Below are 24,497 nucleotides of genomic sequence, written 5' to 3'. Positions count from 1 at the left end.
GCAGGGGGCAGAGTAGTCCCTGGAGGTGTGTGATCACCTGGTGCTAGGGCGATAGGCTAAAGAGTGGGTTCTACGATGTTTTCGAGAAACTCGGGTGTAGGTGGTATCTGGGAGTGTACGCTGTCGAGGCTAGAGGTCTAAGAAAGTCGTTTATGACGCGGGAAGGCTCGGCGCTCTTCCGCGGTAGGAAGAGAGTAATTGAGGCTCTAAAGGGGGTGACGTTTGAGGTAAGGACAGGGGAGGTTTTCGGCCTACTTGGGCCAAACGGCGCGGGCAAGACCACTACAATAAAGATCCTAAGTACGCTCTTGCTCCCAGATGCGGGGGAGGCATGGGTAAACGGTTACAATGTAGTCAAAGAGGCCAGGAAGGTTCGGGAGAGTATAGGCGTTAGCCTGTACAGCGATAGGGGGTTTTACTGGAAGCTGAGTGGGCGCGAAAACCTGTTGTATTTCGCAAGCCTCTACCACATAGAGCCGGGGTACGCAAAAGACAGGGTTGACGAGTTGCTAGCCTTGCTCGGCTTGGAGGAGGATGCTGACAGGCTAGTGGAGGAGTACAGTACTGGGATGAAGTCTAAGCTCAACATTGCACGGGCACTTCTACACGACCCTCCTATACTCTTCCTAGACGAGCCGACTATAGGTCTAGACCCGAACTCTGCGAGAAAGGTCAGGGAAATCATCGTCGAGCTGAGAAAGAAGGGTAAGGCAATCCTCTTGACAACCCACAACATGTTCGAGGCTGACATGCTCTCAGATAGGGTTGCCATCATGAGTAGAGGCAGGATAGTGGCCGTCGGTAGTCCATCAGAGCTTAAGAGGAGCATAGCAGCGAACAACGTTGTTGAAATCGAAGTAGTAGGGTTGAGCGGAGACAACTCCCTGCCTCTGCTCGGCAAGATTAAGGGCGTCCTGGGGTACGCCACGCAGGTAGCCGACCCTTCTTCTGGGAGGGGAACTGTGAGAGTAATATTCGAGGGGGATGCAGGGCTCAAGAGTGTGCTTGACGTGCTGGTTGACAATAACTTGAAGATACTTAGCGTCAGAACTGCGGGGCCTACGTTAGAGGACGTTTTCGTGCGCTACGCGGGTGAGAGGCTTGAGGGCGAGAGTTAGGAGTGTACTCCTGGTCTTCACGGGCATCCTTGCCAAAGAGGCTAAACTCCTCACGCGGTATGTTGGCAGTCTGTTCACGATCCTCGCTCTTCCCTTCATGCTCTCGGGCCTCTTCGTAGGGATAGGCTACGCCATTGCAGGCCCATCATATACAGCCAACTTTGCTTCAAATACGGGAGTCCAGAGCCCCGTCCTATACCTAACGCTCGGCGGCGTCCTGATGATCGCGAGCATGGTTATGGTCGAGAACACTTCGAGTGTGATACGCGAGGAACAGTTGATCGGGACGTTCGAGCTACACTACTTGACGCCTAACAGCACTGTCGCGATATGGCTGCTACATGCCCTTGCACAGTCCATCCTCCTGATACTCGTGTTCACCCTAGACCTGACTCTTGCCGTCGCGCTAGGGGGGTCTCTCCTAACACCCTACGAGTGTGCTGAGGCGTCCCTAGTGATACTCCTCGGGCTACTCCCGCTAGCAGGGTTGGGGATGGTTGTTGCAGCTCTCACTATGCGCTTTAAAGAAGTGTGGGCTGTGACAAACACTGTAAATGCTTTCGTAGCGATGCTCTCAGGCTTCTACTACCCGTTGGAGGTTTTCCCCACCGTTGTCCAGGCGGTGTCAAACCTCCTCCCAACGTCGCATGCAGCTCAAATCCTAAGAGCCCTCGTGACTGGCACTGCCTCGGGGCTCGACTTCACGCAGAAAATCCTGGTTTTGGCTGCTCTCGGCTCAGTATACCTCCTCTTGGGCAAGACCGTCTACGAGGGGTGGGAGGATGAGGCGAAAAGGAGGGGGGAGCTCTCAAAGTACTAGGTTTGTCAAGGGGTTTAGGGCGCTAATCGTCGAGGCCACTTGGACTGCTAAAGCCGCCCTGAAGATATACTTCAGGTACTCCGCTTGGCTCGTCTCCGACGTTATAGCAACGCCTGCCTGGCTCGTCTTGCTCCTGTTCCCAGCATTGATGTTCCTGCCGAGGGATCAGTGGAGTAACCCTACTGTACTAAACATGTTTTTCTGGGCTATGATCCTCTGGGACATAGTCTCAGCTGGGCTCTGGGGCTTCGGGATGGCCATAAGGCGTGAACAGCAGACCGGGACTCTAGAGTACATACTCTTAACGAACGCTAACCGGGCTGTCCTCTTCTCCAGGTTTCTCGCCTCCAGGATTGTAAGCCTCGGGCTCACACTCGCCTACACGTACGTGTTCTTCGTACTGCTGTTCAATACCAGTGTGATAGCCCACGACGTGGCTCTTGTCGCCGCAGTACTCCTGGTGGGTTTATTTACGTCGATGGGTTTTGGACTTGTCTACGGCTCGCTCGTACTGAAGTTCAAGAACGTGGGACCTCTAAACAACATACTGCAGTTCGTGTTGCTAGGCTTAAGCGGCATTTTCTTCCCGGTCTCGAGCCTGCCGAGCCCGGTACAGTTGGTCTCGCTTCTAATCCCCTTCACGTACGTGTCAGAGCTCCTCAGATACCATGCGATGAGGTATCCTACGCTACTCCCAGTTAGCCTAGAGTGGTGCATACTTCTAGTGATGACCGTCTTACTGGACTTAGCGGGCGTGACGCTGATACGCGTCGTAGAACATAGACTCAAGAGGACAGGGGAACTCGCGCACTACTAGGCCGGCCTGGCGTGGGGCTCCGCCCTGCACGTCTGGATGGAAAACTTATTACGCGCGGGTTTTAGATTTAAGCCTACGCACGTGGGTAGTCTGGGGCATGGAGGCAAGGTTCCCGTACAAGCCCAGGAGGCACCAGTTGGAGGTCGCGGGGATAATCAGGGAGCAGTTGAGGAGGAGGAACGTTGTCCTAGAGGCGCCTACGGGCTTCGGCAAGACTCCAGTCGTCATCTACGCTCTCCTGCCCTTCTTGGAGCGCGGTGGACGGGTAGTGTGGACTGTCAGGACGGGCAATGAGACCGATAGGCCCGTGGAGGAGTTCAGGGTGTTCAGGGAGAGAAGCGGCGTGAAGCTTGTTGCCCTGAGCCTCAGGGGGAAGAGGGACATGTGCCTGCTCGCCAGGAGGTTTGGCGATAACCTCGACTACGACGACGTGTCCTACATCTGTAGCAGGGAGAAGAACAGGTGCCCCTACTATAGGAGGCTTAGGGAGGGCGTGAACCTACAGCCGTTCATCGATGCTGGGGCGCTCACCTACACGTATGTATACGAGAAGGCCAGCGCTCTGGGGGTCTGCCCCTACTTCCTACAACGAGAGCTCCTTAAGGTGGCTGACGTAGTGGCACTTAGCTACAACTACGTCGTGGACGAGGGGATGAGCTGGAGCATAAGGACAGTGTTCCCCTTCAAGGAGTCGATACTCGTGGTCGACGAGGCACACAACCTGCAGAACCTGAACCTGGGTGGAGACACCATAACAGAGGGGACGATGGAGAGGGCCTACAGTGAGGCGCTAGAAATCGGGGACAGCGACAGCGCCGAACTGGTCAGATACACGCGTGAACGAGTGAAGGAGAAGTACTCAGGGCTCCAGGAGGAGGAGAGCGAGGTCTTCGACCCGGAGGAACTTCTCCCCCAAGGGTTCGAAGATACCCTCGAGAACGCACTCAGATCCGGCGAGGCAATACGCGAGAAGAGGTTTAGAGAGGGGAAGAGGCCGCAATCGAGCCTATACCACTTTGCGAGCTTCTTCAAGGCTGCCGTGGAAGCTGAGGGCATCGACGGCATAGCACTAGTCGTCGAGAGGAACAATGGCAGGCTACACCTGAGTATCTGGGACATGCGCGCAGGCGAGATACTTTCTGAAGTTTGGAAGTCGTTCAAACGAGTGATCTTCATGTCAGGCACTCTTACACCGCTAGAGGCCTTCGCCGAGACTGTCGGTCTAGAGGACTACTACCCTATAAGTGTCCCAAGCCCCTATGACGAGACAAACGCGTCAGTGTACCTGGTGAGGGATCTCACAACTAGAGGGGAGGAGCTCAGCGACGAGATGGCCGAGAAGTATGTGAGAGCCATAGCCAAGACGCTCGGCAGGGTTAGGCGCAACACGGCAGTGTTCACGGCCAGCTACCGCATACAGAACAAGCTCCTGGAGAAAGGCCTGGTCGACACCGCAAGGAGCCTCGGCTACACGGTGTTCCTCGAGCGGCGCGAGATGAGCGGGGTTGAGGCGCACGCTACCCTCCAGAGGTTCAAGTCTCTCGCGGAGACGGGTAGCGGACTGCTCGTAGCGCCAATGGGCGGCAGGTTCGCGGAGGGGGCTGACTACCCGGGGGAAGAGCTCATGTGCGTCTTCCTCGTCGGCGTGCCCTTCGAGAAGCCTACGACCAAGACTAGGCTCTACATAGAGTACTACCAGAGACTGTACGGCGAGGAGAAGGGCAGGCTATACGCGTACGTCTACCCCGCTATCCGCAAGGCGTCGCAGGCCATCGGGAGGGCTCTCAGGGGGCCAAGAGACCAGGCTGTGATCGTACTAGGCGACTACCGGTACCAGCACTACATGCCCCTTATGCCCGACTACGTGCGGGAGCTAGCAAAGCCTATTACCCACGACACCCTAGACAGTATCGAGCCGCCCTGGGAGAGGATAAGACTGTAGGTGGTGTAGGTGTCGTACTACCAGGAACACGCCATAACGAGCGAAGCGGAGAGGCTCGCAGGCAGGCAACTCGCAGACATAGTCTTCGAGTCCCTGCTAAGGGCCGCAATGCTAGGCCTACCAATAGAGCCGGCGAAGACGAGTAGTAGGGGGGTCGTCGTACACTACGGGGGTAGGAAAGCGTTCTTCAGGGTGATCGCCGTCGTGAACCCTAACGGGGGCTACAGCGTGTGTCTCAGGCGCTACACCCTGGACTGCGGGGAAGTGGCAGAGATCAAGAACAGCGGCGAAGTCGAGCTGGTGTTGACGGGGATACCGGCTTACCTAAGCTCCCCGGGAGATCTCTACAACGGCCACGTCGCAGACGTGTGGCAGCGCAGGTTCCATGCCGTGATGACGGGACGGGTTAGAGAAGTCTCAGGGAGCGGTGTGCCGCCCCACCTCTCCCAGGTGATAGATAACGTGTACCGCGACTACGGCATTACCCGCAGGGCTAAGCTGTATTTCTCGCAGGACACACTGGACTATGCTGTCGGCTTACTGGAGCACGGTGTTCTACCTGTGTGGATTAACGCCGTGACGCTCACTAAATCGGTCTCGGCAAAGGCTCTGGAGAAACTCATAGAGGAAGTAAGAGTAGAGTAATTCCTGGGACTTCCCCTAGCCCCATCCACTGTGCCCGTAAGCTAGAGCCATTTAGAGCACAGTAGAGGCAGCAGTGGTGGCACGCAGGGGAACGGTGAAGCCGGGAAAACCAGGGCTTGTAGACTACAGCCTGTAGCCCTAGGAGGCCGAGATGCCGCGCAAACGGTACGTTAGCTTTTCGCCATAACAATTAATTTAATAACAATAGACGTGAATGCACTAACTGATGAAGAAGGCAACCATAGTGGCCATGATTGTTGCAGTGCTACTATTCTCCCTCATAACCCCAGCCCAACCAGCGCTACCGGGCCTCTCCCCGCTAGTTGTGACTGCGTACTCCAGCGACATCAGCCTGGGAAAGCCAGCGGCAGTGACCCCAGGCAGTAGCTTCACGTTCACGCTTACGGGAGGCGTGGGCCAGCCCAGCGCGGCCTACATGGTAACTGTTACGGTAATCGACGGGAAGCTGAGGCTCCTGAACTACTCGCTCAGCGTCAGCTACTCCGCGGGGAAAGTCACTGTCTCCGTGCCGAACAATGTAAGGCCTGGTGTCTACGACCTCGTACTCATAGGGCAGCAGAAACTCGAGATACCGAGAAGCGTCTGGGTAGTTAACGTCACTAAGACTACGCTGAGAGTAGTACACGTCTCTGACCAGCACTACGGGGCAGGGCAACCGGACATCCTCACGGGCGACATGAACCGCGTTGCAGGCTACCTCGTAGCCTCCCTCTTGAACCCCGACCTGATAATCGATACAGGCGACCTCGGAGACACGGCAAACGAGCCCCAGTACCGCTGGGCCTACAGCTACGAGAGAGCCTTCCTCTACGGCTTCCCCATATTCGCCGTACCCGGGAACCACGACACCCCTCCCGGCGCCTGGTCGAAGTACTACGGGAGCACGACGTGGTACAGGCTTATAGCAGACCGACTGCTTGTCATAGGGCTCTACTCCTACGAGCAGGGCTACCCGCCTCTCGACCAGCTCCAGTGGGCGGAGAGCGTTCTTAAGCAGTATTCCGGCACCCCCTTCAAGGTGATCTTTGTTCACCACCCCGTCTTCTACTACCAGGGCGAGCTCAAAACCACGTACGACGATGCGAGTGTAATCGCCCCATACGACCCGCAGAAGAACCCGAACTCGCCCCTCTACTCGTCCTGGAGCGGAAACATGGAGGCGACGAGGTACTTCCTGAGGCTTGTTGAGGGCTACAACGTGAACCTCGTCCTGTCAGGCCACGTGCACCGCGACCTCTACGTCAAGTACATGAGCACTAGAACCGGGAAGACCACATACTTTGTTACGACGACGACTCTCGGCATGGGCTCTGCCATATACGATGGCCTCGCGTTCTTCGAGATAAACCTCGAGAACGGCAACATAACCTTCCCCGTCAGGCCGCCCACCTTCAAAGGCTTCGCATACGACCCTAAGAAGCTAGCCCAGAACTCTATTCCCATAGGCATCTACCCGCCAAAGAACAACCTCGGGGTCTCGAACCAGGTGTTCACCCCATCTGCGTTCTTCATGTGGCCGCGCGCCTACGTGCTCACGGTCGAGAACAAGCTCGGGTACCTCGACCTCGACAACACGGTGGTCTGGTGCCTGCCCTGGTCCGGGGACTTCTCGCCGAAAGTAGTAGAGGCTAGCGGCGGGGCCCGCTTTGACGTCCTGGACGCTCTACGGGTGGGCGACTTGCTCTACGTTGCCGCTAGGGTAAAGCTCCCGCCTGGCGGCAAGCTCGTGGTCGCTCTGTCCAGTGGCCCGGACACCGAGCCGCCTAAGATACGCGTGAAGGTGCTTATCCCCGAGAAGCCTGCACCGGGTGGCCAGTTCCAGGCCTTCGTAGAGGCCAGCGACGGGGGTTGGGGTGTAGCCAACTTCACGGCATCGCTCCTCGTGGACGGGGTGAGGCAGCCGTTAACTGTTAGCCTCTATACTCCAGGCACTCTAGTCGACCCGATAGACAGCATGGCTTTCAAGCTCGTAGGGACTCTGCCCGCTAACGCGGGCAACGCGAAGCTCGTACTAAGCGCCACCGACTACGCAGGCCACTCGACCACGCTGGAGTACACTCTACTAGGGAAAGCCGAGGCCCAACAGCCAGTGCCTCAACCCGTAGCACAGCCAGTAGTGGTGCTGGCAGTACTCGCTGCAGCAGTTATAGCAGTCACAGTATTCTTGGTAGTTCGGAGGAAGAAGCAGAAGAGTTGAGCCTTACTCTAAACAACATAAATATTTATTTCCCCCAACCATTTTTATTCCTTGATGAAACAAAAACTAATAACACTTGGAATAGTGCTCGCAGTTCTCCTGGCCTTCTCCATCCTGAAGGCAACCACCCAGCCCGCTGTTGTCGTTGCCGTCGACTTAGGCCACGGGGAGAGCGACAAGTACCTGAACTACATAATGGGCAACATAACGTTTGTCAATTGGAAAGTAATCAAGGGCCCCATAAATGAATCAGTGCTGAAAGACGTAGACATTCTCTTGCTCGGACAACCGACAGTCGCGCTTAGCCCAGACGAGATGACGGCAATAAAGAACTGGCTTAACTCCGGTAACAAAGTCCTCTACATTGGGGGCGATAGCGACTACGGCCCGGGCGGGAAGACAATCACCCAGATCAACGACCTCCTCGCCGCAATAGGCACTAAGCTCAGGCTCGAGCACGGCGCAGTGTACAGCGACAACCCAGACGTTACTGCAAAAGCCTTCTACAGGATGCTAGTGTTCGTCGAACCCGACCCAGACACCCTGCTCCGCACAGACATGGTCAAGGAGAACATAAAGCTCCCAATCCTGATGCACGGCCCTGGCTGCGTCATCTGGGTTGACGAGCAGGGCAAGTACCACGACCCTGTCAAGGAGACCTACCCCGGGCTCATCAGGCTTGTCTGGGCGCACAAGAGCTATATCGGCGACAACACGCCGCCAACCCCATACCTGTACGACTTGATGACCTACGGGAAGGGTACCGGCGACCACGACTTCGTGATGTACGCCGCGGAGTACTGGCCCGACAAGAACGTCCTCATAGTCCTAGCCGGCGAATCCATCTACGGAGACTACGAGCCGGCGTGGTCGTCGCAGTACTATGGTAAGTCTCTCGACGGCCCGACCTTCGTGACGAACCTCGTTAAGTGGTGGGTATACGTGGTGAGAGAGGTCCCGAGCCAGAGGGCAGCCCAGCAGCAGCAACAGCTGATCCTCTTGACAGTTGGAGCAGTAGTTGTAGTCGCGGCTGTGGTTGTGGCTCTATTCCTAGTGAGAAAGCGGAGACCTCAGGCCAAAGCAGAACAAGCCAAAAGTTAAAAACTTTTTCCTATTTTCCTACCTCACTAAAAATATATAGTTTTGGGTTTCGTAAGAGTGACATGGTGGTAGACGTGAATAAAAGGTTGTTGCTCCTCCTTCTAGCGGTCGTAGTTGTCGTAGCTCTCATAGCCTTCTTCGCAGCTCTAACCCCTAAAGCTCCGCCCACTCAGGGAGTAGCCCCGCCAGCTCAGGGGGTTACTCTCTACGTGATCACGAGACATGAGCAGACAATCCAGGATGTCACGCGGAAAATGTTCCTCAACAGCGAGATCGCCAAGAAGTACAACATCGTGAACATTGTCTTCTTGCCCGTAAACGCGGAGCAGTGGCCCGAGTACATAAAGAACGCTGCGTCTAAGGGCCAGGGCATCGACGTTGCCTGGGGCGGCGGGCCCACGCTTTTCAACATAATCGACGAGCAAGGGCTTATAGAGCCCCTAGACCCCTCGAAGGTTCCCGAGTTCGCCCTAGTGCTCGAGGAGATGAAGAAAATCCCGTCGACAATTGCCGGTGCGCCCACCTATAAGGTTGGAAGCGACGGGCTGGTCCACTGGATCGGCGCTAGTGTGAGTAGCTTCGGTTTCACGGTGAACAAGGATCTGCTCTCCCGTTACAACCTCCCGACCCCCAAGAAGTGGGCAGACCTCGGCAACCCGGTCTACGCGCGTACGCTACCGGCTGTCCCGCTCGTGGGCATCGCGGATCCCACTATGAGCACTAGTAACACTAGGATGTTCGAGATCATCCTCCAGGCATACGGCTGGGATGCCGGCTGGAGGGCCCTCACCCTCATTGCTGCAAACGCGAAGGTGTATAGTGGGAGTAGTGATGTCCGCGATGCAGTCATCAGGGGGGACATAGCAGTTGGGACGACTATCGACTTCTACGGCTACACTGCGCAACAGCAGAACCCTGCCTGCCTCTACATAATACCTGCAAACGAGAGCATCGTTAACGCGGATCCGATAGCCGTTCTTAAGGGTGCGAGGCACCCACGGGAGGCAGCAGTCTTCGTGGCTTGGGTTCTCAACGAGACAGGGGGCCAGCTCGTGTGGTTTGACCCTAACATCAACAGGCTCCCGATTAACCCGAGAGTGTTTAACACGCCTGAGGGCTCAAAGAGGCCTGACCTCAAGGCTGCTCTCGCCGAAATTGAGAAGGCTGGCGGCATAAACTTCAACGAGACTCTCTCCTCACTATGGGTCACGGCAGTCGTCGACTACTTCAAGGCGACACTAGTCGATGTCCACGCTGACCTCCAGTCTGTCTGGGCCCAGATTGCGCAAGCTTACTTGAACGGTAAAATCACCAAGGATCAGTTCGGTAGGCTCATAGACTCGCTAACAGCCCCGATCACATTCACAGACCCTCTCACGAATACTCAGACAACGTTCACGCTTGAGTACGCGGTCAAGATTAGCAAGTACCTAGCCAGCGATCCCTCGATATACCAGAACCTCATGAACCAGTGGAAAGACGCCGCCAGAGCCAGGTACTTGAAGGCCGCAGACCTACTAAAACAGATGACGGGCTCTTAGATCCCACATTTTTAATTATTAAAAATTTAAGAACATGCATGTATTTCCTACTGAGGTTGACATGCGGGCTAGGCCTTGGTTTGTTTGGGTCGTCGGTCTCTCAGTAGCTCTGCTGTACCTTCTCCTCTACACGGCGTACCCGGAGGCCTCGGCCACAGCCGACCCCTTGCTCTGGCTGGCCTGCCTTGCCGCTACTCTAGTTCTTTACAGGCTAGGCTTCGACTACCGGTGGATAAAGTTCAGCTTCGGGCTCAGCTTTCTAGCCGTCTTCTCCCTCCTATACGACTTCTTCACAGTACTCATTGGCGCCGGGGGCGTACCGCGCTCGCTGGCATTCTTCCTAGCCCCCCTGGTCTTCGCGGCAAGCGCAGGCTACCTCTACGAGAGGCTACGTGGCTTCCAGGAGTCCAGGGGGGCGCGCAGAGGGGTTGTCTCGCTTTCCCGTCGCATACGGAGCACCCTCTACGAACTTGACCCGCTGATGTGGTTCTTCCTCGTTTTCGGCTCTGCGTTCCTCGTAGTTTTCCTCCTGACGCCGATTGGTTTCGTGCTCATCAACGCCTTCAGGGCTCCTACTGGGGCGGCTTGGTACTCGAACTTTCAGAGAATCTTCTCGGCCAGGGAGTACGTTAGGCTTGAGAGCCTGCCCGGTGAAATGCCCTGGTTCACTGTTCAGCTGGGGAACTACACGCTCTACGTGATCAAGGGGGTTAACTACGGCATCCTGGCGAATAGCCTAGTACTCTCGACTGCCGTAACCTTCACTGCAACACTTCTTGGCATAGCGATAGCTTTTGTCCTCGCGCGCTACAGGTTCCCCGGGAAGGAGACGCTGCGCATACTCTCGCTCGTCCCACTGTTCGTCACCCCGTTCGTCAACTCCTACGTCGTGAAAATCCTCTTCAGCGAGTACGGCCCCATCTCCATGCTCACACAAGCACTCTTCGGCTGGAGGATCAGGCTAGACGGGCTCGTGGGAGTCGCGCTAGCACAGATAATTTCCTTCTATCCCATAGTCTACCTCAACGCCTACAGCGCTTTCCTGAACGTCGACCCGAGCACCGAGGAGCAAGCCGAGAACCTCGGGGCGAGGGGCTTCAGGCTCTTTAGGACTGTAACGCTCCCACTCGCGCTGCCCGGGATCGTGGCTGGCGCCATTATCGTGTTCATATTCAGCCTCGAGGACGTGGGGGCTCCGCTCATCTTCCAGGAGTGGAACCTCATGAGCGCACAGATCTTCAGGGGGTTCGTGACACAGACTGGTATAGTTTCGCCGGAGTCAGCGGCCCTCGGGGTCGTCATGCTCTTCGTGGCTGTCGTGGGCTTCCTCGCAATCAGGAACTACGTGGGGATGAGGAGCTACGCCATGATCAGTCGCGGGGGACGTATAGCGCCCAGGCAGCGCCCTCTAGGGTTACCCGGCAAGGTGGTCGTCTACGCCGTAATCTTCCCCCTAGTGCTTTTAACATCTTTCCCGCAGCTCGGCGTTGCGCTCTTGGCCTTCAATATCATGCCGCCGAGGGGTTTCGAGATCAACCCGGGCAGATTTACGCTGAGCTATTTCGAGAACCTCTTCCTAGACCCCACGGTATTCACGTACATCAGGAACACTCTCACGTACGCCGCGCTCTCGGTACTCCTGGCCCTGGCGGTAGCAGTGATGGTGGGGTACGGGGTTAGCAGGATACGTGTCGCATGGCTCTCAAACCTGCTGGACACTCTGGCTACAGTGCCTCTGGCCATCCCGGGGCTGGTGATAGCCCTCGGCTACTACTACTTCTTCACGACTTTCTTCGCCGGGACACCTCTCGACCCTGCGTCTATCGGGGCTTTCCAGGCTTGGGTCGTGCTGGTCGTGTCCTACAGTGTGCGGAAGCTACCCTACGTCGTGCGCTCGGTCTACGCCGGCTTCCAGCAGGTTCACGTCGGCCTCGAGGAGGCCGCTATGAACCTCGGGGCCACACGCGCCAGGGTCGTCTTCGGCGTCGTGTTGCCCTACATCATCTCGTACATCTTCAGCGGCGCCGTTCTGGGGTTCATATACATGGCGACTGAGGTTAGCACGAGCATAACTATCGGCAACTTCAACCCCTCCCAGGCGCCTATGACGTACTACATGATGAACGTCTACAAGGGCGGGTCGCCCATAGGAGTGCAGATAGCAGCGGCGATGGGCGTATTGCTGATACTCATACAGCTGGTGGCTATACTAATCGTAGTAAGAGTATTAAAGCAGAGGTACGCGTTTATAGGGGTGTAGGGTATGGTCGGGATCCGGCTGGTCGAGGTTAGCAAGGTCTACGGCCGCGTCAGGGCAGTAGATCACGTCACGCTGGAAGTGAGGGACGGGGAGCTATTCACGATCCTAGGCCCCAGCGGGTGCGGGAAAACGACCCTGCTCAGGATAGTGGCGGGCTTCGAGGTTCCGGAGGAGGGCAGGGTGTACTTCGGCGAGGAAGACGTAACCTTCGTGAAGCCCTACGCGAGAGGGACTGCTATGGTCTTCCAGAACTACGCGCTCTGGCCCCACATGACAGTGTTCGAGAACGTGGCATACGGCCTAAAGGTCAGGCGCAAGCAGCTCAAGCTCACCGACGAGGATATCGAGAGGAAAGTGCGGGAGGCCTTGAGGCTAGTGCGGCTGGAGGGGATGGAAGACCGCTACCCGCTCCAGCTAAGCGGGGGCCAGCAGCAGAGGGTTGCTCTTGCCAGGGCGTTGGTCGTGGAGCCCAGGGTGCTCCTGCTCGACGAACCTCTAAGCAACCTAGACGCGAAGCTCAGGCTCCAGATGAGGGAGGAGATTAGGAGGATCCAGACTGAGCTTAAGATCACGGCCCTCTACGTCACGCACGACCAGGAGGAGGCAATGAGCCTTGCCGACAGGATCGCTGTCATGAACAGGGGCCGCGTCCACCAGGTCGGCCCGCCCAAGGAGGTGTACTCGAGGCCCAGGGACCTATTCGTAGCCACGTTCATAGGGCGGAGCACCCTACTGAGGGGCAGGGTCTTGGAGGTTACAGGCTCAAAGGCGAAGATTAGAGTCGATGGGACAGTAATAGAGGGCAACGTGGCGCACGGCTACAGCATGAGAGAAGGCGATAGCGTCGTCGCCATAATGCGCCCCGAGGACTTCAGTGTAACGGAGCCCCTCGATAACGTGATAGAGGGTACTGTCGAGCTCGCTATGTTCATCGGCATGTTCAACCAGTTGAGGATCGACGTAGGGGGCCAGAAAATAGTGGCCTACACTGACCCGGGGATAGAGTTGCAACCAGGCTCCAGGGTTAAACTCTACATCAGGGCGTCTGACGTGAACATCTACCCATCTACAGGCTGGGAAGAGGAGGAGTTCACCTAGTCGTTGCCCGAGGGGCTAGTTCTAACTCAGGTTTTTCCCAAGGTCCTGCCGGCTCTGAGAGCCCAGCAGGGAAGTGGGTAGAATTTAATATCTGGGCTTTTCTGGCCGCCTATACTGATGGACAAGGAGCTACTGCTCGCCTTAACGTTTGTAACAGTAGCCGCTCTAGCACTGGCTTCGGCTAAACCCTACAAGGAGGCCTTGAACCTCTACATTGCAGACCCCTCGCAAGCCGTGCCCATGCCCGTTTCGCCGGGCGGCGTCTTCAATATAACACTATACTCGGCCAGCAAAATCGCCGGAATACTCGGCGTGTGGGCGGAGGCCCCAGGCTACGTGGTAAACCTCTCGCTCACTCTACCCCCGGTGCAAGTGGGGCATAGCTATGTTATAACGGTTGGCGTGCCTTCTAGCACCAGGCCAGAGCTGTACGACCTCTACGTGAAGGTCTCGTTCGGGAGCAGTTCGCAGGCAGTCTCAGCTTACAGGAGCCTATGGGTCTTGAGCAAGTGGCCGAGGACACTCCGGATAATGCACCTCACAGACGTTCACATCGGGGCAGCGGCCTTCGGAGCACCAGCCGCAGACTGCTTCAAGAAGGCGATAGTACTGGCTAACGCTCTACCAGTCGACGTTGTAGTAATTACTGGAGACGACGTCGAGTACGGTGATGATACTAGAAGCCTCGAAACGCTTTCGAGCCTGCTAGACTATCTCAGGAAGCCGACGTTCATAATCCCAGGAAACCACGACTACTTCGGAGCGGCCGAGGAGAGCTTCGAGAAATACTTCTACGGTAGGTACATAGGGCCCGCCTACTGGTACAGGGCTTTCGGTGACTACTTGATAATTGGCCTGGACAGCGGGCTTGAAGGCTTCCTAGATTCGCAACAGCTTGACTGGCTTGAGTCCGTTCTCTCGAGGTATGCCGGCAAGACTACGGTAGTGTTTATCCATCACCCGCTCTTTAGCTCTTCAGGCGTAATCTCGTCGACCTCCTACGACGTAGCAAGCGACCCCAGCTCCAGGCTACTCTACTTGCTCGACAAGTACAACGCCTGCTTGGTTCTCGCCGGGCACATACACCGAGACACCGTTGCGATCTACAAGAACAAGATATACTTCGTAACGACGACTGCCGCGTGCGCCTGGACGCAGCTGTACCCGGGCTTCCGCCTCGTTACAATATCCTCTAAGGGTGAAGTCCTGGAGCTGACAGCCCCTGGAAAGAGGCCGTTCGACAGGGGGAGTAGCTACAACCTCATGCAGGCCTCTGTGAGCTGGGTCTCAGACGGGAGGGGTACGGCGTCCAGCTACCTTGTATACACCACGGGGAGGTTCGAGGTCAACCTGGCTACTGCCTCCTTCTACTTCTGGCTGGCACCGGGGCCCGGCTACAGCCTCTACGCGAGCGGTATAGACGCCTCCCTGGCCAGAATAGCCCCGTTCCGGGGAGGGCTCCTAGCAGAGGTCAGGGCACCGCTCAGGCCTAACCTGAACGCTACAATGACTGTGGCCTCCTACGTGGACAACGACAACCCGACAATCGAGATAGTAGGGTGGACGCCCGAGACGCCTGTCTCGGGCAGACAGCCGCTCACGATATTCGTAAGAGCCGTAGACAGGGGCTGGGGCATGGCGAGAGTAGTCGTCTACTACTCTACTGGGACATCCAGCGACTATGTGACCGCTACCCCAGTTCAGGGCAACATTTACAAGGCCGACATACCTCCTCTATTCACAAAGGAGCTCTACGTCAGGGCCGTAGCAGTAGACGTAGCCGGGCACACGTCTCAGGTAGAGGCGAAGATAACCTACGCTGTCCCACAGCCCCCGCAACCCCCACCACAGCAGCCCCCGCCCCAGCAGAGCCAGACGCAACAGCCACCGTACCAAGCACCACAGCAGACACAGCAACAAAACCAAACGCCACTAACTACTGCTCCAGCTCCTCCTGCTACGACAGCAAGGCTGGATTACACGCCGCTCGTAGCCGCTCTCGTAGCTGGAGCCGTCGGGGTAGCAGTAGCCCTGGCTCTCGTGGAGGCGGCGAGAAGGAGGCGATAAAAATTTTTCCCGGTTGCTTGATCCAGTCTTTGTGTCGCCCCACAGGCTTGCCGAGCTGTCGTACGTTGAAGTTAGAGAGCTCCTGCAGAGAGGCGTGGACACGGCAATTCTACCCGTAGGGACTGTCGAGCCCCACGGGCCGCACCTGCCGCTCGGGACGGACAACATCATCCCGGAGCTCATAGCCGAGAGGCTCGCCGAGAGAATAGGTGGAGTTGTACTACCAACAGTGAACTACGGAGTAACAAACAGCCTCTACGGCTACCCAGGCTCTATCAGGATAAAGCCAGAGACTTTCGAGAGCTTAGTCTACGAGATACTCTCCAGCCTTGCGTCTCAAGGCTTCGAGCTAGCCGTAATCCTCAACGGGCACGGGGGCAACACTGCCCCACTTGACAGCGCGGCTAGGAGGGCATGGCTGGATCATAGACTCGCAACCTTGCTCGTGGACTGGTGGAGGCTCGCCCGTGAGAGAGGGCTGACGCAGAGAATCCTAGGCAAGGAGGGAGGGCATGCCGCTACGGACGAGACTGTACTCGTAGCTCTCGCGAGCCCCGGGCTGGTGAAGAAGAACCTCTACAGCTCTAGCGAGATATTCGTAGCCTCTTCTGGCGTACAGGGCTACCCGCTCCCTGGGACGATTATAAACTACACTCCAGGCGAGGGTGACGTTTCCTTCGACACTTCGAGAGCGGCAGAATATCTTGACGCGATAGTCGAGGAGATAGCGGGCATATACAGCAAGTTGAGGCAGGCACTAGGATATGTAAAGCACTAAACATAAGCGTTTAAGACCGCGCGAGCTCTCAGTCTATCCGTGAATATAAGAGACTTTGCAGACTTTATCAAGGTTAGGCAGACGTTAATGGCTGTTCTAACTGGTGTAATTGCCTACGCTAAGGCCTCCAACCTGAACATTGACCCACTAGTGTTTATGCTTGTGACAGCGTCTCTGTTTCTCACTGTAGCCGGGTCTACGGGCTTCAACATGCTGTTCGACATGGATATCGACAGCATCATGTCCAGGACAAAACACAGGCCCCTTCCCTCTGGCAGGATGACACAGTTCCAGGCCCTATCGCTCTCCACAGCAACAGTACTTCTCGGCTTACTCTTAGCCGCCTTAGTGAAACTCTGGGTTTTACTCTTTGGGGTTTTAGGGTTCCTTATATTCAGCTTCCTGTACACGAAGGTTATGAAGAGGAGGACACCGTGGAGCGTTATTGTTTGCGGTAGTGCGGGCGCGATGCCTGTCCTCGGCGGGTGGGCGGCAGCGACGGGCAAGCCGTCTGTAGAGGCTGTACTACTCGGTGCCTTAGTTGTCCTCTGGAGCTACCTCCACATCTGGACGGCGGCGACCTACTACTCAGACGACTACAGGAGAGCTGGTGTCCCAATGCTTCCGGTAGTGATGGGCGAGAGAGCTGGAGTGACGGCCTCTTCTGTCGTGCTGTTACTCGTCCTCGCCGACGCGTTCCTACTGCATTTCTATCACGTGTACTCAGCTCCCTCAATCGCCGTCCTAACCGTCATGGCATCAGTCATCATGGCTGTCCTGTTGAGGGGTTTGGCAAGCAGCGAGTATAAGAGGAGTTCCTATGTAGCCTGGAAGCTGGCCACAGCCTACATCGCACTAGCCTTCCTCTTGCTTTTCTTCTAGAAAGCTAAAATACTCCCACGCCGGTTTCTCCGTGGTGATGAAAAGAGGGTCTCCTAACCCCTAGAAGGGATGAGGAGAACCGGCAATACTGATTTCCTTTTCTCCACGTAATCCTTAATAAAAAATAACATTTATTCATTTATTGACATATATGTTTATATGTAGCTTTTGTTGATAATATCATGCTGAGACCAATGTCAAAAGGTTTAGCAATAATAATGTTCTCGGGCACAGCAGACAAGTTCATACCCCTCGGTGTTCTCACGCAGACTGCCGCAAACCTGGGTGTACCCGTCAGGATCTTTGTGACAGGGTTCGCTACACCGTACTTTACGAAGAACAAGCCGAGCCCGCGCTTCCCAAAGGAGTTTGAAGACATGGTTCCGGGCCTTCTCAAGGGCCTGGAGAAGATGAAGGCGCCCAGCTGGTACGACATGATAAAGGAGGCAAAGGAGGTTGGTGACGTCAAAGTGTACGTGTGCTCGCTCATAGCAGAAGCCATGGGCCTCAAGAAGGAGGATCTAGACCCCATCGTAGACGACATTGTAGGCGCAACCTTCTTCATGAAGGAGACGGCGGAGTACGAGGTAATATTCGTCTAGGCGGGTAGCATGCCGGAGATCACGGTTGACGCCCGCGGGATGGCGTGCCCCGGGCCTATCTCTGCCCTCACAAGGGCCTACCGTAACGCCCAGAATGGAGACATTATAATCGTCCTGGCGACAGACCCTGGCTTTAAGCCTGACGTGCAGGCTTGGATCGAGAAAACTAGGAATGAACTCGTTTCCCTGACAGAGGAGGGAGGAGTCATAAAAGCAGTGATTAAAGTCACGGCTAAAAAATAATCCCTTTTTCTCCTGGTGGTGTTTTTTGGCAAATAGGGTTATTATTGTAGGAGGGGGCGGTGGAGGGGCTATTCTAGCTAACCTGCTCCAGCCCCACGGCTTCGACGTGACAGTCATAGACAAGAGCACGAGCCACTTCTTCCAGCCTGGAAACCTCTGGATAGCCTTCAAGGGCGTCTCCCCGGAGAAGTTCCTGAGGCCTATTCCGAGCCTGCTGAAGAAAGGAGTAAACTACGTCAATGACGAGGTCGTGAGCGTAGACCTGAATGAGAGGAGAGTCACGACGAGAAGCGGCAGGAGCTACGAGTACGACTTCGTCGTCCTGGCCAGCGGGGCTGAACTAGACTACAGCGCGGTGCCAGGGCACAGAGAGCTCCTCGAGCGGTTTGGGGACTTCTACTCGAGCCCGGAGAACTCCCTGAAGCTCTGGAACACGCTTAGAGGGTTGAAGGAGGGCAGTTTCGTCATTGGAGTGGCTGACCCTATATACAAGTGCCCGCCGGGGCCCCATAAGGGAGCCTTCCTAGCGAGCGAGCTCCTCAGGAGTAGGGGGCTTGCCGGTAAGGTTAAAGTAGTCCTCGCTGTCCCTGTCCCGCACGCCTACCCATCGAAGACCGTTGCAGACATACTCGAGCCTGAGCTTAAGGAGAGGGGGGTTGAGATACACACCTTCTTCACCGTCAACGAGGTAGACAACCGGGAGAACAGGCTGGTGAGCCTCGAAGGGGAGGATATAAAATTCAACGTGGCCGTCGTCGTCCCACCGCACAGGGGGCCGAGCTACAACATTAGCCCGGCGGAAGTTAAAGACCAGTCTAGCTACGTCAAGATAGACAAGTACACGAGCAACGTACAGGGCTTCGACGACGCGTACGCGATAGGCGACTGCACGAATGCCCCAACCTCGAAGAGCGGGGTGACAGCGCACCTGCAGGCTGAGGTCGTGGCAGCCCGCTTGCTGGGCTATGACGCTAGGTATAGTGGCAGGACTAACTGCCCGATAATCACAGACGGGAAAGGCACTTTCGTGATAAGCGACTATGACCACCCGCCCATAAAGGTTAGGTTGTCGAGGTTCAAGAGGCTAATGGAGGATCTCTTTGTCGCCACGTACTGGAGCGCAGTCAAGTACCCCGAGTTCTGGAGCCCTATCTTCAAGGCGTATTTCGACGCGACTGACGAGTTTATCAGGAGGGGCGAGGGGTGGTAAGTGTGAGCGAGAAGGTTGAGCTTAAACCTGAACACGTGGAGTCGGTAAACAAGGTGCTTGATGTCCTCGCTAGGATGAACGAGCTCGGCATCCTCGACGCAGCCAAGGATATCCTCGACCCAGAGGTTATCGGCAGGCTTTCCTCGCTGTTGCTCACGCCCGGGACTCTCAGGCTACTCGACCACCTCGACGACCTCCTCGACATGTTGGGAAGCGTTGACTACGAGGCGCTAAAGGAGAACCTCCCGCTACTCGTTGACGCGCTGAAGTCTATACCGAAGGAGCCGAAGCCTATCGGGCTAGTAGGCCTCCTCAAAGCCCTAAACGACCCAGAGGTTCAGAGGGGGCTCGGCGTAGCAGTCGAACTGTTGAAGGCCCTGGGCAGGAGGGGCAAGTAGCCTAGCCTCTAACCCTAACTTTTATCTTTTTCTCTGGGAACTCTCTTGGAGACATGGCCGTGAGTAGCTGTGAGACGTTGTTCCTCAGGTCTACGAGTGCTGTGGCTATGCTCTCGAGCTCGCTCTTGTCGTACTCGCGGTTCGGGAAGAGGAGCTTTAGAGCCCCCGACAGTAGCTTTTTAATAGCCTTCTCGTCGCGGATTGTCAGCCTCCCCTCTAGCTCGAATACTTCGTCCACCTCTTGCTCGAGGCTCACGTTCCTGTACTCGTGTAAGACTTCGGCCAGGTAGTCGGCGGCTATGCCGTAGCCTTGAGCCAAGTGCTCGTCGCTCTTCATTATCTTCGGCAACTCCCACCCGTGTAGGAAGCCGTGTATCCTGTCGAGGAATGCCGTGTCGTGCATGAACGCCGGCAGGTAGGACGCTACAGCGAGCGGTCTATAAGCTTCCCCGATGTCAATGTTCCCGATGAAAACCAGGGAGCACGTAGCCGGCCTCTTCGGGTGGTATCCCCCTCGCTCGAAGTAGCCGTCAACCATGTAGTCTTTGAGCTTCGCGACGACCTCGTCCCCACTCGCAAACTTTATCCTGTTTATCTCGTCGAATACTACAACGTCGTTCACTACCAGGTCTCCCGGTATCTTGCTCTTTATGTCGTAGAAGAGCCTCGCTGGGGAGACAGTACCTCCAGAGTGTATCCTCGAGTAGTAGGTGAGCTCTCGATAGGTGTAAGTTTTCCCCGTGGCTCTCGGGCCTAGCTCGAGGAGGTTTACGTTAGACTCGGCCATGGGTATGAGCCTCGCCACAAGCAGAGCTCTCTGCCTCAGAGTGTAGGCCTCGGGGTTTAGCCCCATGCTCCTGACGAGCATGCTGAGCCACTCTTCTAGCGTAAATTCGCCTCTAGCATCGCTGAAGAGCTCGAAGTCTATGTCGTACGCCTGGAACGGTTCAAAGTCGTCCATCACTACGGGCGTCACATCGCGAAGTCTTGACTGGAGCGGGGGCTCGTAGACGAGCACGCCTACGCCCCACAGGCCTGAGTAGAGCCTTTCATTGCCACGTACGATGTCGTCGCGGACGAGCGCGTCAGTTATGTTGAGTGAAGGTATCTGCAAGAAGAAAGCGTTCTTCTTGAGGTTCACCACGACTCTAAACTCGTCCAGTAGCTTCAACCTGCCCTCTTCCTTGAGCCTCCCGAGGAACCTCTCACGAGACCTCGGGTCTGGGTAGAGCTCGCTTACTTTCTGCGCTATATCCTCGAGACACCTGCTATCACCCTCCTGGCAGTACCGCGTAATGAGGTACTCCTTGATGAAAGTAGGGATCCTGGGGATGCTCCCAGACCGGGCCACCCTCTTGTCGACCGCGTACTCCCCGAAAACTCTCTTTATCTTCGCGTCGAGGGCGCTCACCGCTCCCACCTCCTAGAGTAGCCTCTCGATGCGGTTTCTCACGCGCCTCCTAGGAGGTGAGGCCGTCTTCGCCCTGGCTGGCGACTCTCCTCTTTCAGCGCTCTCTTTCCCAGAGCCTGCCAGGCTACTCATGCTGGAGCCTGCTCTACGCCTCTCGGAGAAGGACTCGGGGGGACGGCGAAGTTCAGCAAGCTCAGTGCCCGCTAGGCTCGGATTAAATATGCCGCTCACTTCAAGCCCCTTTCCTACCAGCGACACGCCTGTCCTCTCGCCGTATTTCGCGAAGCCCACACCAGGCCTGTGAGAGAGCTTCTCGACTAGAGCAGGCAGGTTTGACTCCTGAGGGACGCCTCTAAGGGCTATGCTCCCGTAACTAGTCTCCAGTACTAGATCTATATATCTCTTCTTGAAGATCCTGGAGAGCAAGGGGTAGCGGGTTCTTGCACCCGAGATCATGTAGTAGGGTACCTCCAGGGTGGTTATTCGCGGCAACAGCGAGTCACGCCTTATGCTTCTAATTCTTACCCCCGCCTCGGAGAGGACGTATTCCGTGAACGCTCTCTCAACCTCTATTGCTACCAGCATGACGGGTGCCACTACTAGCAAAGACAGGAAGATCGAGCCCTCCATAGTAGAGAAGCCTGTCAGGTATAGCGCGAGCGTGCATGCGTACAGCGTGAATGTGAAGAACCTCTCACTCCAGCCGACTTCAAGTCTTAGCAGGCTGTAGAGGCCGTAGACTACAAGGGGGGCTAGCCAGCTGTGCACCTCTAAAGCCTTAACATTCACCGATAGTAGAACCATGAGCGGGAACAGGTACCTTTGAAGCATCGACAAGCGCGTGGGCCTAGCCAACGCAGTGGTCATGACGACTCTCAGAGAACTTGAGAAGCTCTAGATAATATTCCTTTTTATGCCAGTGTGTTCTGTAAGCCTCTAGGAAGCCCTGCCCCGTAGCCCCTTCAAGGATCTTTCAACAGCCAGCGATAACGGGTAGCCCAAGACTACTATCGATATCACCGACCCTGGCAGAACCCCGGCTATGGAGAGTAGTACTGGGACGTCTGTTCCAAAAGCCCAGAGCAACAAGTACTTAAGGTACGACCCCACGCCCACAGATATCACGAGAACCTGGACTACCAGGGCTATGATCCTGTTACGCTCTCCGCCTTTCCTGGCAATCCTGTAGCCGGCGTAGCCTGCTACGAGGTTCATGAGGCTCCCGAGAAACGCGTCAAACGCGTTGAGGGCCGCGCTCCCCCAGGGAGCTGCCAGGATATTCCCGATGAAACAGCCCACAGTGACGCCTAGCACAGCCGGGTAGCCTAGTACTGTGGTTAGCGCTATGAGCGCGTCGGCTACTCTAACCTGCCACAGCAGGAAAGACATGAATGGCAAGAGGTACACGAGTACAGCGTAGAGCGCGGCGATGATGCTGGCTAAGGCTATTTCCCTTGAGTTCATACACTCTCTCTCCTGTTCTCACCGAATATAATTTTTGGTGGTTAGAAGTCCATGGCCCGGAGTATCTCCTCGGGTAGCTTCATGCCTAGCTGTTGTAGAACTAGCTTGCTGTACTCTACCTGGGCCTGTAAGAGCTCTCTGAACTCGCTCATACCGAGGTATGTTGTAGGGTCTAGCTCCTTCAGCCTATCACCTGGGATTCCCGGGACTTCCGCTGGGACGAGGACGCGCTCGCCCCACACCGGATGTGGCTTCCACTTAACGGCGCCCCGCGTTGCCTGGAGGAGGAATAGCTCCGTCTCCTCTATTGTAGGGCGAGTGCCGCCGACAGGCTTGGGGACTCCATCTCTTACCTCTAGCACTGGTTCAGGTATTCTCACTACTCTGTCCCCAACCTTAACCTCACTCCACTTGTACTGGGCTACTATTCTCCCGGTAGTATTCCACATGTAAACTTCGACCCTGTGGCCCTTCTCCTGCCACTTCTTCAGGAACTCGTAGAACCTTAGAACGTGGGCGTCATCCCCTACGCCTATGGTGAACTCCGAGTAGCGGGGGACAAACCTCACTCTGCCGACAAGTTCCCGTGCTTGCGCCGGGTGGCCTACAGTTCTCCCGTCTGCTAGCGCCTTAGCTATGAACTCCGGCGTGTTTAACTTGACCCACGCGTAGTCTGTGAAGTATCCCGGGGAGAGGAAAACTGCTGTGTTCAGTGGCCCGTCCGAGTCTATTTGGCCGTCGAAGTAGCCCGTGTCTTCGAGGTATATGACGGATCTAGCGTTCCTGTTTGGCATGCCGAAGTACTGGAAGAGCGCTCCCTCGAAGCTGGGGTTTCCGTCGGCGGAGAACTCTGTGTTCTCGTGTAGGGCTCTAGGGCTCATGCAGGCGTTCCAGAGGGCCTCCTGCTCCGGGGTTAAGTCTTCGGTCTTTACCCATGCTCCACGCTCCGAGCCGTAGACCTTGTCCTCGCAAATAGCGATGATGTCGTCATTCCTTATCTTCTGATCCCGGACGTACTCTAGCGGGTTGACAGCAAACTTCTCCACGTACACCTTCGCGTTACTCGGGGTCCACACGTAGAAGCCGTGTGTGGACTTGCCTGAGCCTGTGAGGCCCCATATCACTAGCGTCACTCTCTTCCAAGTGCCTTCAACTGTCTGAACAGTGAATTCCCTGAGGGCGGCGTGCTCCCCTGTACACCCCTTCCTGTACACGTGGTAGATCCAGTGGCGCAGCGACCCCTTCTTTATCTCCCCCTGGTAGCTCGACAGGGTGATTATAGTCAGGTTGTGGTGCGGGAAGACGAGTATAGCCATCAGCCTGTTAGTGCCGGGGATCAGTGGGTTGCCTAGGTAGTGGGGTATGACGAAGAGCTCGGCGTCGGGTTTCTCGTCCGGGGGCGCGGGGAATACTAGTTGCTTCCACCTGTAGGCGAGGTCTGGGAACTGCGGGTCAACGTAAACCGTCGTGTGCATCTGGACTTTAGTTCCCGGCCTCCCGTAGTACCCGTCTACCTTGATCAGGGGCCCTTGAGCCAGTATGTGCTCTAGGACTCTCTGCATGAGTAGCTTGTGCTCCTGCCTTAGCTCGCTGTCGCTGTTGACTACAACAGTGTTCGCCGCAGACCTACTCCATATGTTGCTAGCCCAGCCTAATGCACCGTTCCTGAACTGAGTCGCGTAGAGCTTCGCCCTCTCCAGGAGGTCGGGAGGGTTGTCCAGAATGGCCTTCAAGCCGGCCTTCTCCTTCAGTTCCACGATACGCCTAAAGGCCTCCCTGAATACCCGGGGGTTAAGCTCCTCGAGCGGGGGTATTACCCTATAACTGCTCCCACCCACATCTTTCTATTCGTCAAGTATTTATTAAAGAATTTTTTTATTAC

General features: G+C 56.1%; 21 protein-coding genes. 17 read left to right on the top strand and 4 right to left on the bottom strand.

Annotation, left to right across the window (positions count from 1 at the left end; all coding sequences use genetic code 11):
* Positions 1–113 precede the first annotated feature (113 nt).
* The 17 genes from IG193_RS08350 to IG193_RS08270 all read left to right on the top strand — a co-directional run bounded on the left by IG193_RS08350 (position 114) and on the right by IG193_RS08270 (position 19,740).
* Positions 114–1,118 carry an ABC transporter ATP-binding protein gene (locus IG193_RS08350; RefSeq protein ID WP_225876087.1) on the top strand — a complete coding sequence of 335 codons (1,005 nt, stop codon included), beginning with the start codon at positions 114–116 and terminating at the stop codon, positions 1,116–1,118.
* Positions 1,102–1,938 carry an ABC transporter permease gene (locus IG193_RS08345; protein ID WP_192818717.1) on the top strand — a complete coding sequence of 279 codons (837 nt, stop codon included), beginning with the start codon at positions 1,102–1,104 and terminating at the stop codon, positions 1,936–1,938. The genes IG193_RS08350 and IG193_RS08345 overlap by 17 nt, the downstream gene beginning before the upstream one ends.
* Complete coding sequence (locus IG193_RS08340; RefSeq protein ID WP_192818716.1) at positions 1,901–2,755, top strand: ABC transporter permease; 855 nt, start codon at positions 1,901–1,903, stop codon at positions 2,753–2,755. Before IG193_RS08345 ends, IG193_RS08340 begins: the two co-directional genes overlap by 38 nt.
* 97 nt (positions 2,756–2,852) lie before the next feature.
* On the top strand, positions 2,853–4,697 hold the full coding sequence (locus IG193_RS08335) for an ATP-dependent DNA helicase (protein ID WP_192818715.1): 1,845 nt from the start codon (positions 2,853–2,855) through the stop codon (positions 4,695–4,697).
* 9 nt (positions 4,698–4,706) lie between these two features.
* Entirely contained in the window at positions 4,707–5,342 is a 636-nt protein-coding gene (locus IG193_RS08330) for a hypothetical protein (RefSeq protein WP_192818714.1), read from the top strand.
* A 226-nt stretch (positions 5,343–5,568) separates the two neighbouring features.
* Complete coding sequence (locus IG193_RS08325) at positions 5,569–7,560, top strand: metallophosphoesterase family protein (protein ID WP_192818713.1); 1,992 nt, start codon at positions 5,569–5,571, stop codon at positions 7,558–7,560.
* A 54-nt stretch (positions 7,561–7,614) separates the two neighbouring features.
* Positions 7,615–8,661, top strand: a complete 1,047-nt coding sequence (locus tag IG193_RS08320; RefSeq protein ID WP_192818712.1) for a motility-associated ABC transporter substrate-binding family protein — start codon at positions 7,615–7,617, stop codon at positions 8,659–8,661.
* A gap of 62 nt (positions 8,662–8,723) precedes the next feature.
* Positions 8,724–10,202 (top strand): ABC transporter substrate-binding protein, encoded by a 1,479-nt coding sequence (locus IG193_RS08315; RefSeq protein ID WP_192818711.1) that lies wholly within the window; start codon positions 8,724–8,726, stop codon positions 10,200–10,202.
* 61 nt (positions 10,203–10,263) lie between these two features.
* Positions 10,264–12,462, top strand: a complete 2,199-nt coding sequence (locus IG193_RS08310; protein WP_192818710.1) for an ABC transporter permease — start codon at positions 10,264–10,266, stop codon at positions 12,460–12,462.
* Between the two features lie 3 nt (positions 12,463–12,465).
* A complete protein-coding gene (locus tag IG193_RS08305) occupies positions 12,466–13,560 on the top strand; it encodes an ABC transporter ATP-binding protein (protein ID WP_192818709.1) in 1,095 nt (364 codons plus the stop codon).
* A gap of 117 nt (positions 13,561–13,677) precedes the next feature.
* Positions 13,678–15,627 (top strand): metallophosphoesterase family protein, encoded by a 1,950-nt coding sequence (locus IG193_RS08300; RefSeq protein ID WP_192818708.1) that lies wholly within the window; start codon positions 13,678–13,680, stop codon positions 15,625–15,627.
* 31 nt (positions 15,628–15,658) lie between these two features.
* Entirely contained in the window at positions 15,659–16,405 is a 747-nt protein-coding gene (locus IG193_RS08295; protein WP_192818707.1) for a creatininase family protein, read from the top strand.
* Positions 16,406–16,444: 39 nt separating this feature from the next.
* On the top strand, positions 16,445–17,287 hold the full coding sequence (locus IG193_RS08290) for a protoheme IX farnesyltransferase (protein WP_192818706.1): 843 nt from the start codon (positions 16,445–16,447) through the stop codon (positions 17,285–17,287).
* A 194-nt stretch (positions 17,288–17,481) separates the two neighbouring features.
* A complete protein-coding gene (locus IG193_RS08285) occupies positions 17,482–17,889 on the top strand; it encodes a DsrE/DsrF/DrsH-like family protein (RefSeq protein WP_192818705.1) in 408 nt (135 codons plus the stop codon).
* A 9-nt stretch (positions 17,890–17,898) separates the two neighbouring features.
* The gene (locus tag IG193_RS08280; protein WP_192818704.1) at positions 17,899–18,132 is read left to right on the top strand and encodes a sulfurtransferase TusA family protein; all 234 of its coding nucleotides are present in this window, start codon (positions 17,899–17,901) and stop codon (positions 18,130–18,132) included.
* Positions 18,133–18,157: 25 nt separating this feature from the next.
* Positions 18,158–19,342: an NAD(P)/FAD-dependent oxidoreductase gene (locus IG193_RS08275; protein ID WP_192818703.1), complete on the top strand. Its 1,185-nt coding sequence runs from the start codon at positions 18,158–18,160 to the stop codon at positions 19,340–19,342.
* 2 nt (positions 19,343–19,344) lie between these two features.
* The gene (locus tag IG193_RS08270) at positions 19,345–19,740 is read left to right on the top strand and encodes a DUF1641 domain-containing protein (RefSeq protein WP_192818702.1); all 396 of its coding nucleotides are present in this window, start codon (positions 19,345–19,347) and stop codon (positions 19,738–19,740) included.
* Between the two features lies 1 nt (position 19,741).
* Here the strand turns inward: IG193_RS08270 and brxL are convergent, their stop codons facing one another.
* The 4 genes from brxL to IG193_RS08250 form a co-directional block, all read right to left on the bottom strand.
* Positions 19,742–21,151, bottom strand: a complete 1,410-nt coding sequence (gene brxL / locus IG193_RS08265) for a BREX system Lon protease-like protein BrxL (protein WP_192818701.1) — start codon at positions 21,149–21,151, stop codon at positions 19,742–19,744.
* 12 nt (positions 21,152–21,163) lie between these two features.
* Positions 21,164–22,018, bottom strand: a complete 855-nt coding sequence (locus IG193_RS08260; RefSeq protein ID WP_192818700.1) for a hypothetical protein — start codon at positions 22,016–22,018, stop codon at positions 21,164–21,166.
* 69 nt (positions 22,019–22,087) lie between these two features.
* Positions 22,088–22,615 (bottom strand): QueT transporter family protein, encoded by a 528-nt coding sequence (locus IG193_RS08255; protein ID WP_192818699.1) that lies wholly within the window; start codon positions 22,613–22,615, stop codon positions 22,088–22,090.
* Between the two features lie 41 nt (positions 22,616–22,656).
* Positions 22,657–24,453: a phosphoenolpyruvate carboxykinase (ATP) gene (locus IG193_RS08250; RefSeq protein WP_192818698.1), complete on the bottom strand. Its 1,797-nt coding sequence runs from the start codon at positions 24,451–24,453 to the stop codon at positions 22,657–22,659.
* Positions 24,454–24,497 lie beyond the last annotated feature (44 nt).

This window comes from Infirmifilum lucidum (assembly GCF_014876775.1).
GTDB classification, from domain to species: Archaea; Thermoproteota; Thermoprotei; order Thermofilales; family Thermofilaceae; genus Thermofilum; species Thermofilum lucidum.
This window is presented reverse-complemented; position numbering and strand designations above follow the sequence as displayed.

Bases quoted from the DNA above. Each gene is read 5' to 3' on its own strand.
- IG193_RS08255 (WP_192818699.1), bottom strand. From the start codon at position 22,615: ATGAACTCAAGGGAAATAGCCTTAGCCAGCATCATCGCCGCGCTCTAC.
- IG193_RS08280 (WP_192818704.1), top strand. From the start codon at position 17,899: ATGCCGGAGATCACGGTTGACGCCCGCGGGATGGCGTGCCCCGGGCCT.
- IG193_RS08260 (WP_192818700.1), bottom strand. From the start codon at position 22,018: ATGACCACTGCGTTGGCTAGGCCCACGCGCTTGTCGATGCTTCAAAGG.
- IG193_RS08320 (WP_192818712.1), top strand. From the start codon at position 7,615: ATGAAACAAAAACTAATAACACTTGGAATAGTGCTCGCAGTTCTCCTG.
- IG193_RS08340 (WP_192818716.1), top strand. From the start codon at position 1,901: ATGAGGCGAAAAGGAGGGGGGAGCTCTCAAAGTACTAGGTTTGTCAAG.
- IG193_RS08285 (WP_192818705.1), top strand. From the start codon at position 17,482: ATGTCAAAAGGTTTAGCAATAATAATGTTCTCGGGCACAGCAGACAAG.
- IG193_RS08315 (WP_192818711.1), top strand. From the start codon at position 8,724: ATGGTGGTAGACGTGAATAAAAGGTTGTTGCTCCTCCTTCTAGCGGTC.
- IG193_RS08325 (WP_192818713.1), top strand. From the start codon at position 5,569: ATGAAGAAGGCAACCATAGTGGCCATGATTGTTGCAGTGCTACTATTC.
- IG193_RS08335 (WP_192818715.1), top strand. From the start codon at position 2,853: ATGGAGGCAAGGTTCCCGTACAAGCCCAGGAGGCACCAGTTGGAGGTC.
- IG193_RS08305 (WP_192818709.1), top strand. From the start codon at position 12,466: ATGGTCGGGATCCGGCTGGTCGAGGTTAGCAAGGTCTACGGCCGCGTC.
- IG193_RS08300 (WP_192818708.1), top strand. From the start codon at position 13,678: ATGGACAAGGAGCTACTGCTCGCCTTAACGTTTGTAACAGTAGCCGCT.
- IG193_RS08310 (WP_192818710.1), top strand. From the start codon at position 10,264: ATGCGGGCTAGGCCTTGGTTTGTTTGGGTCGTCGGTCTCTCAGTAGCT.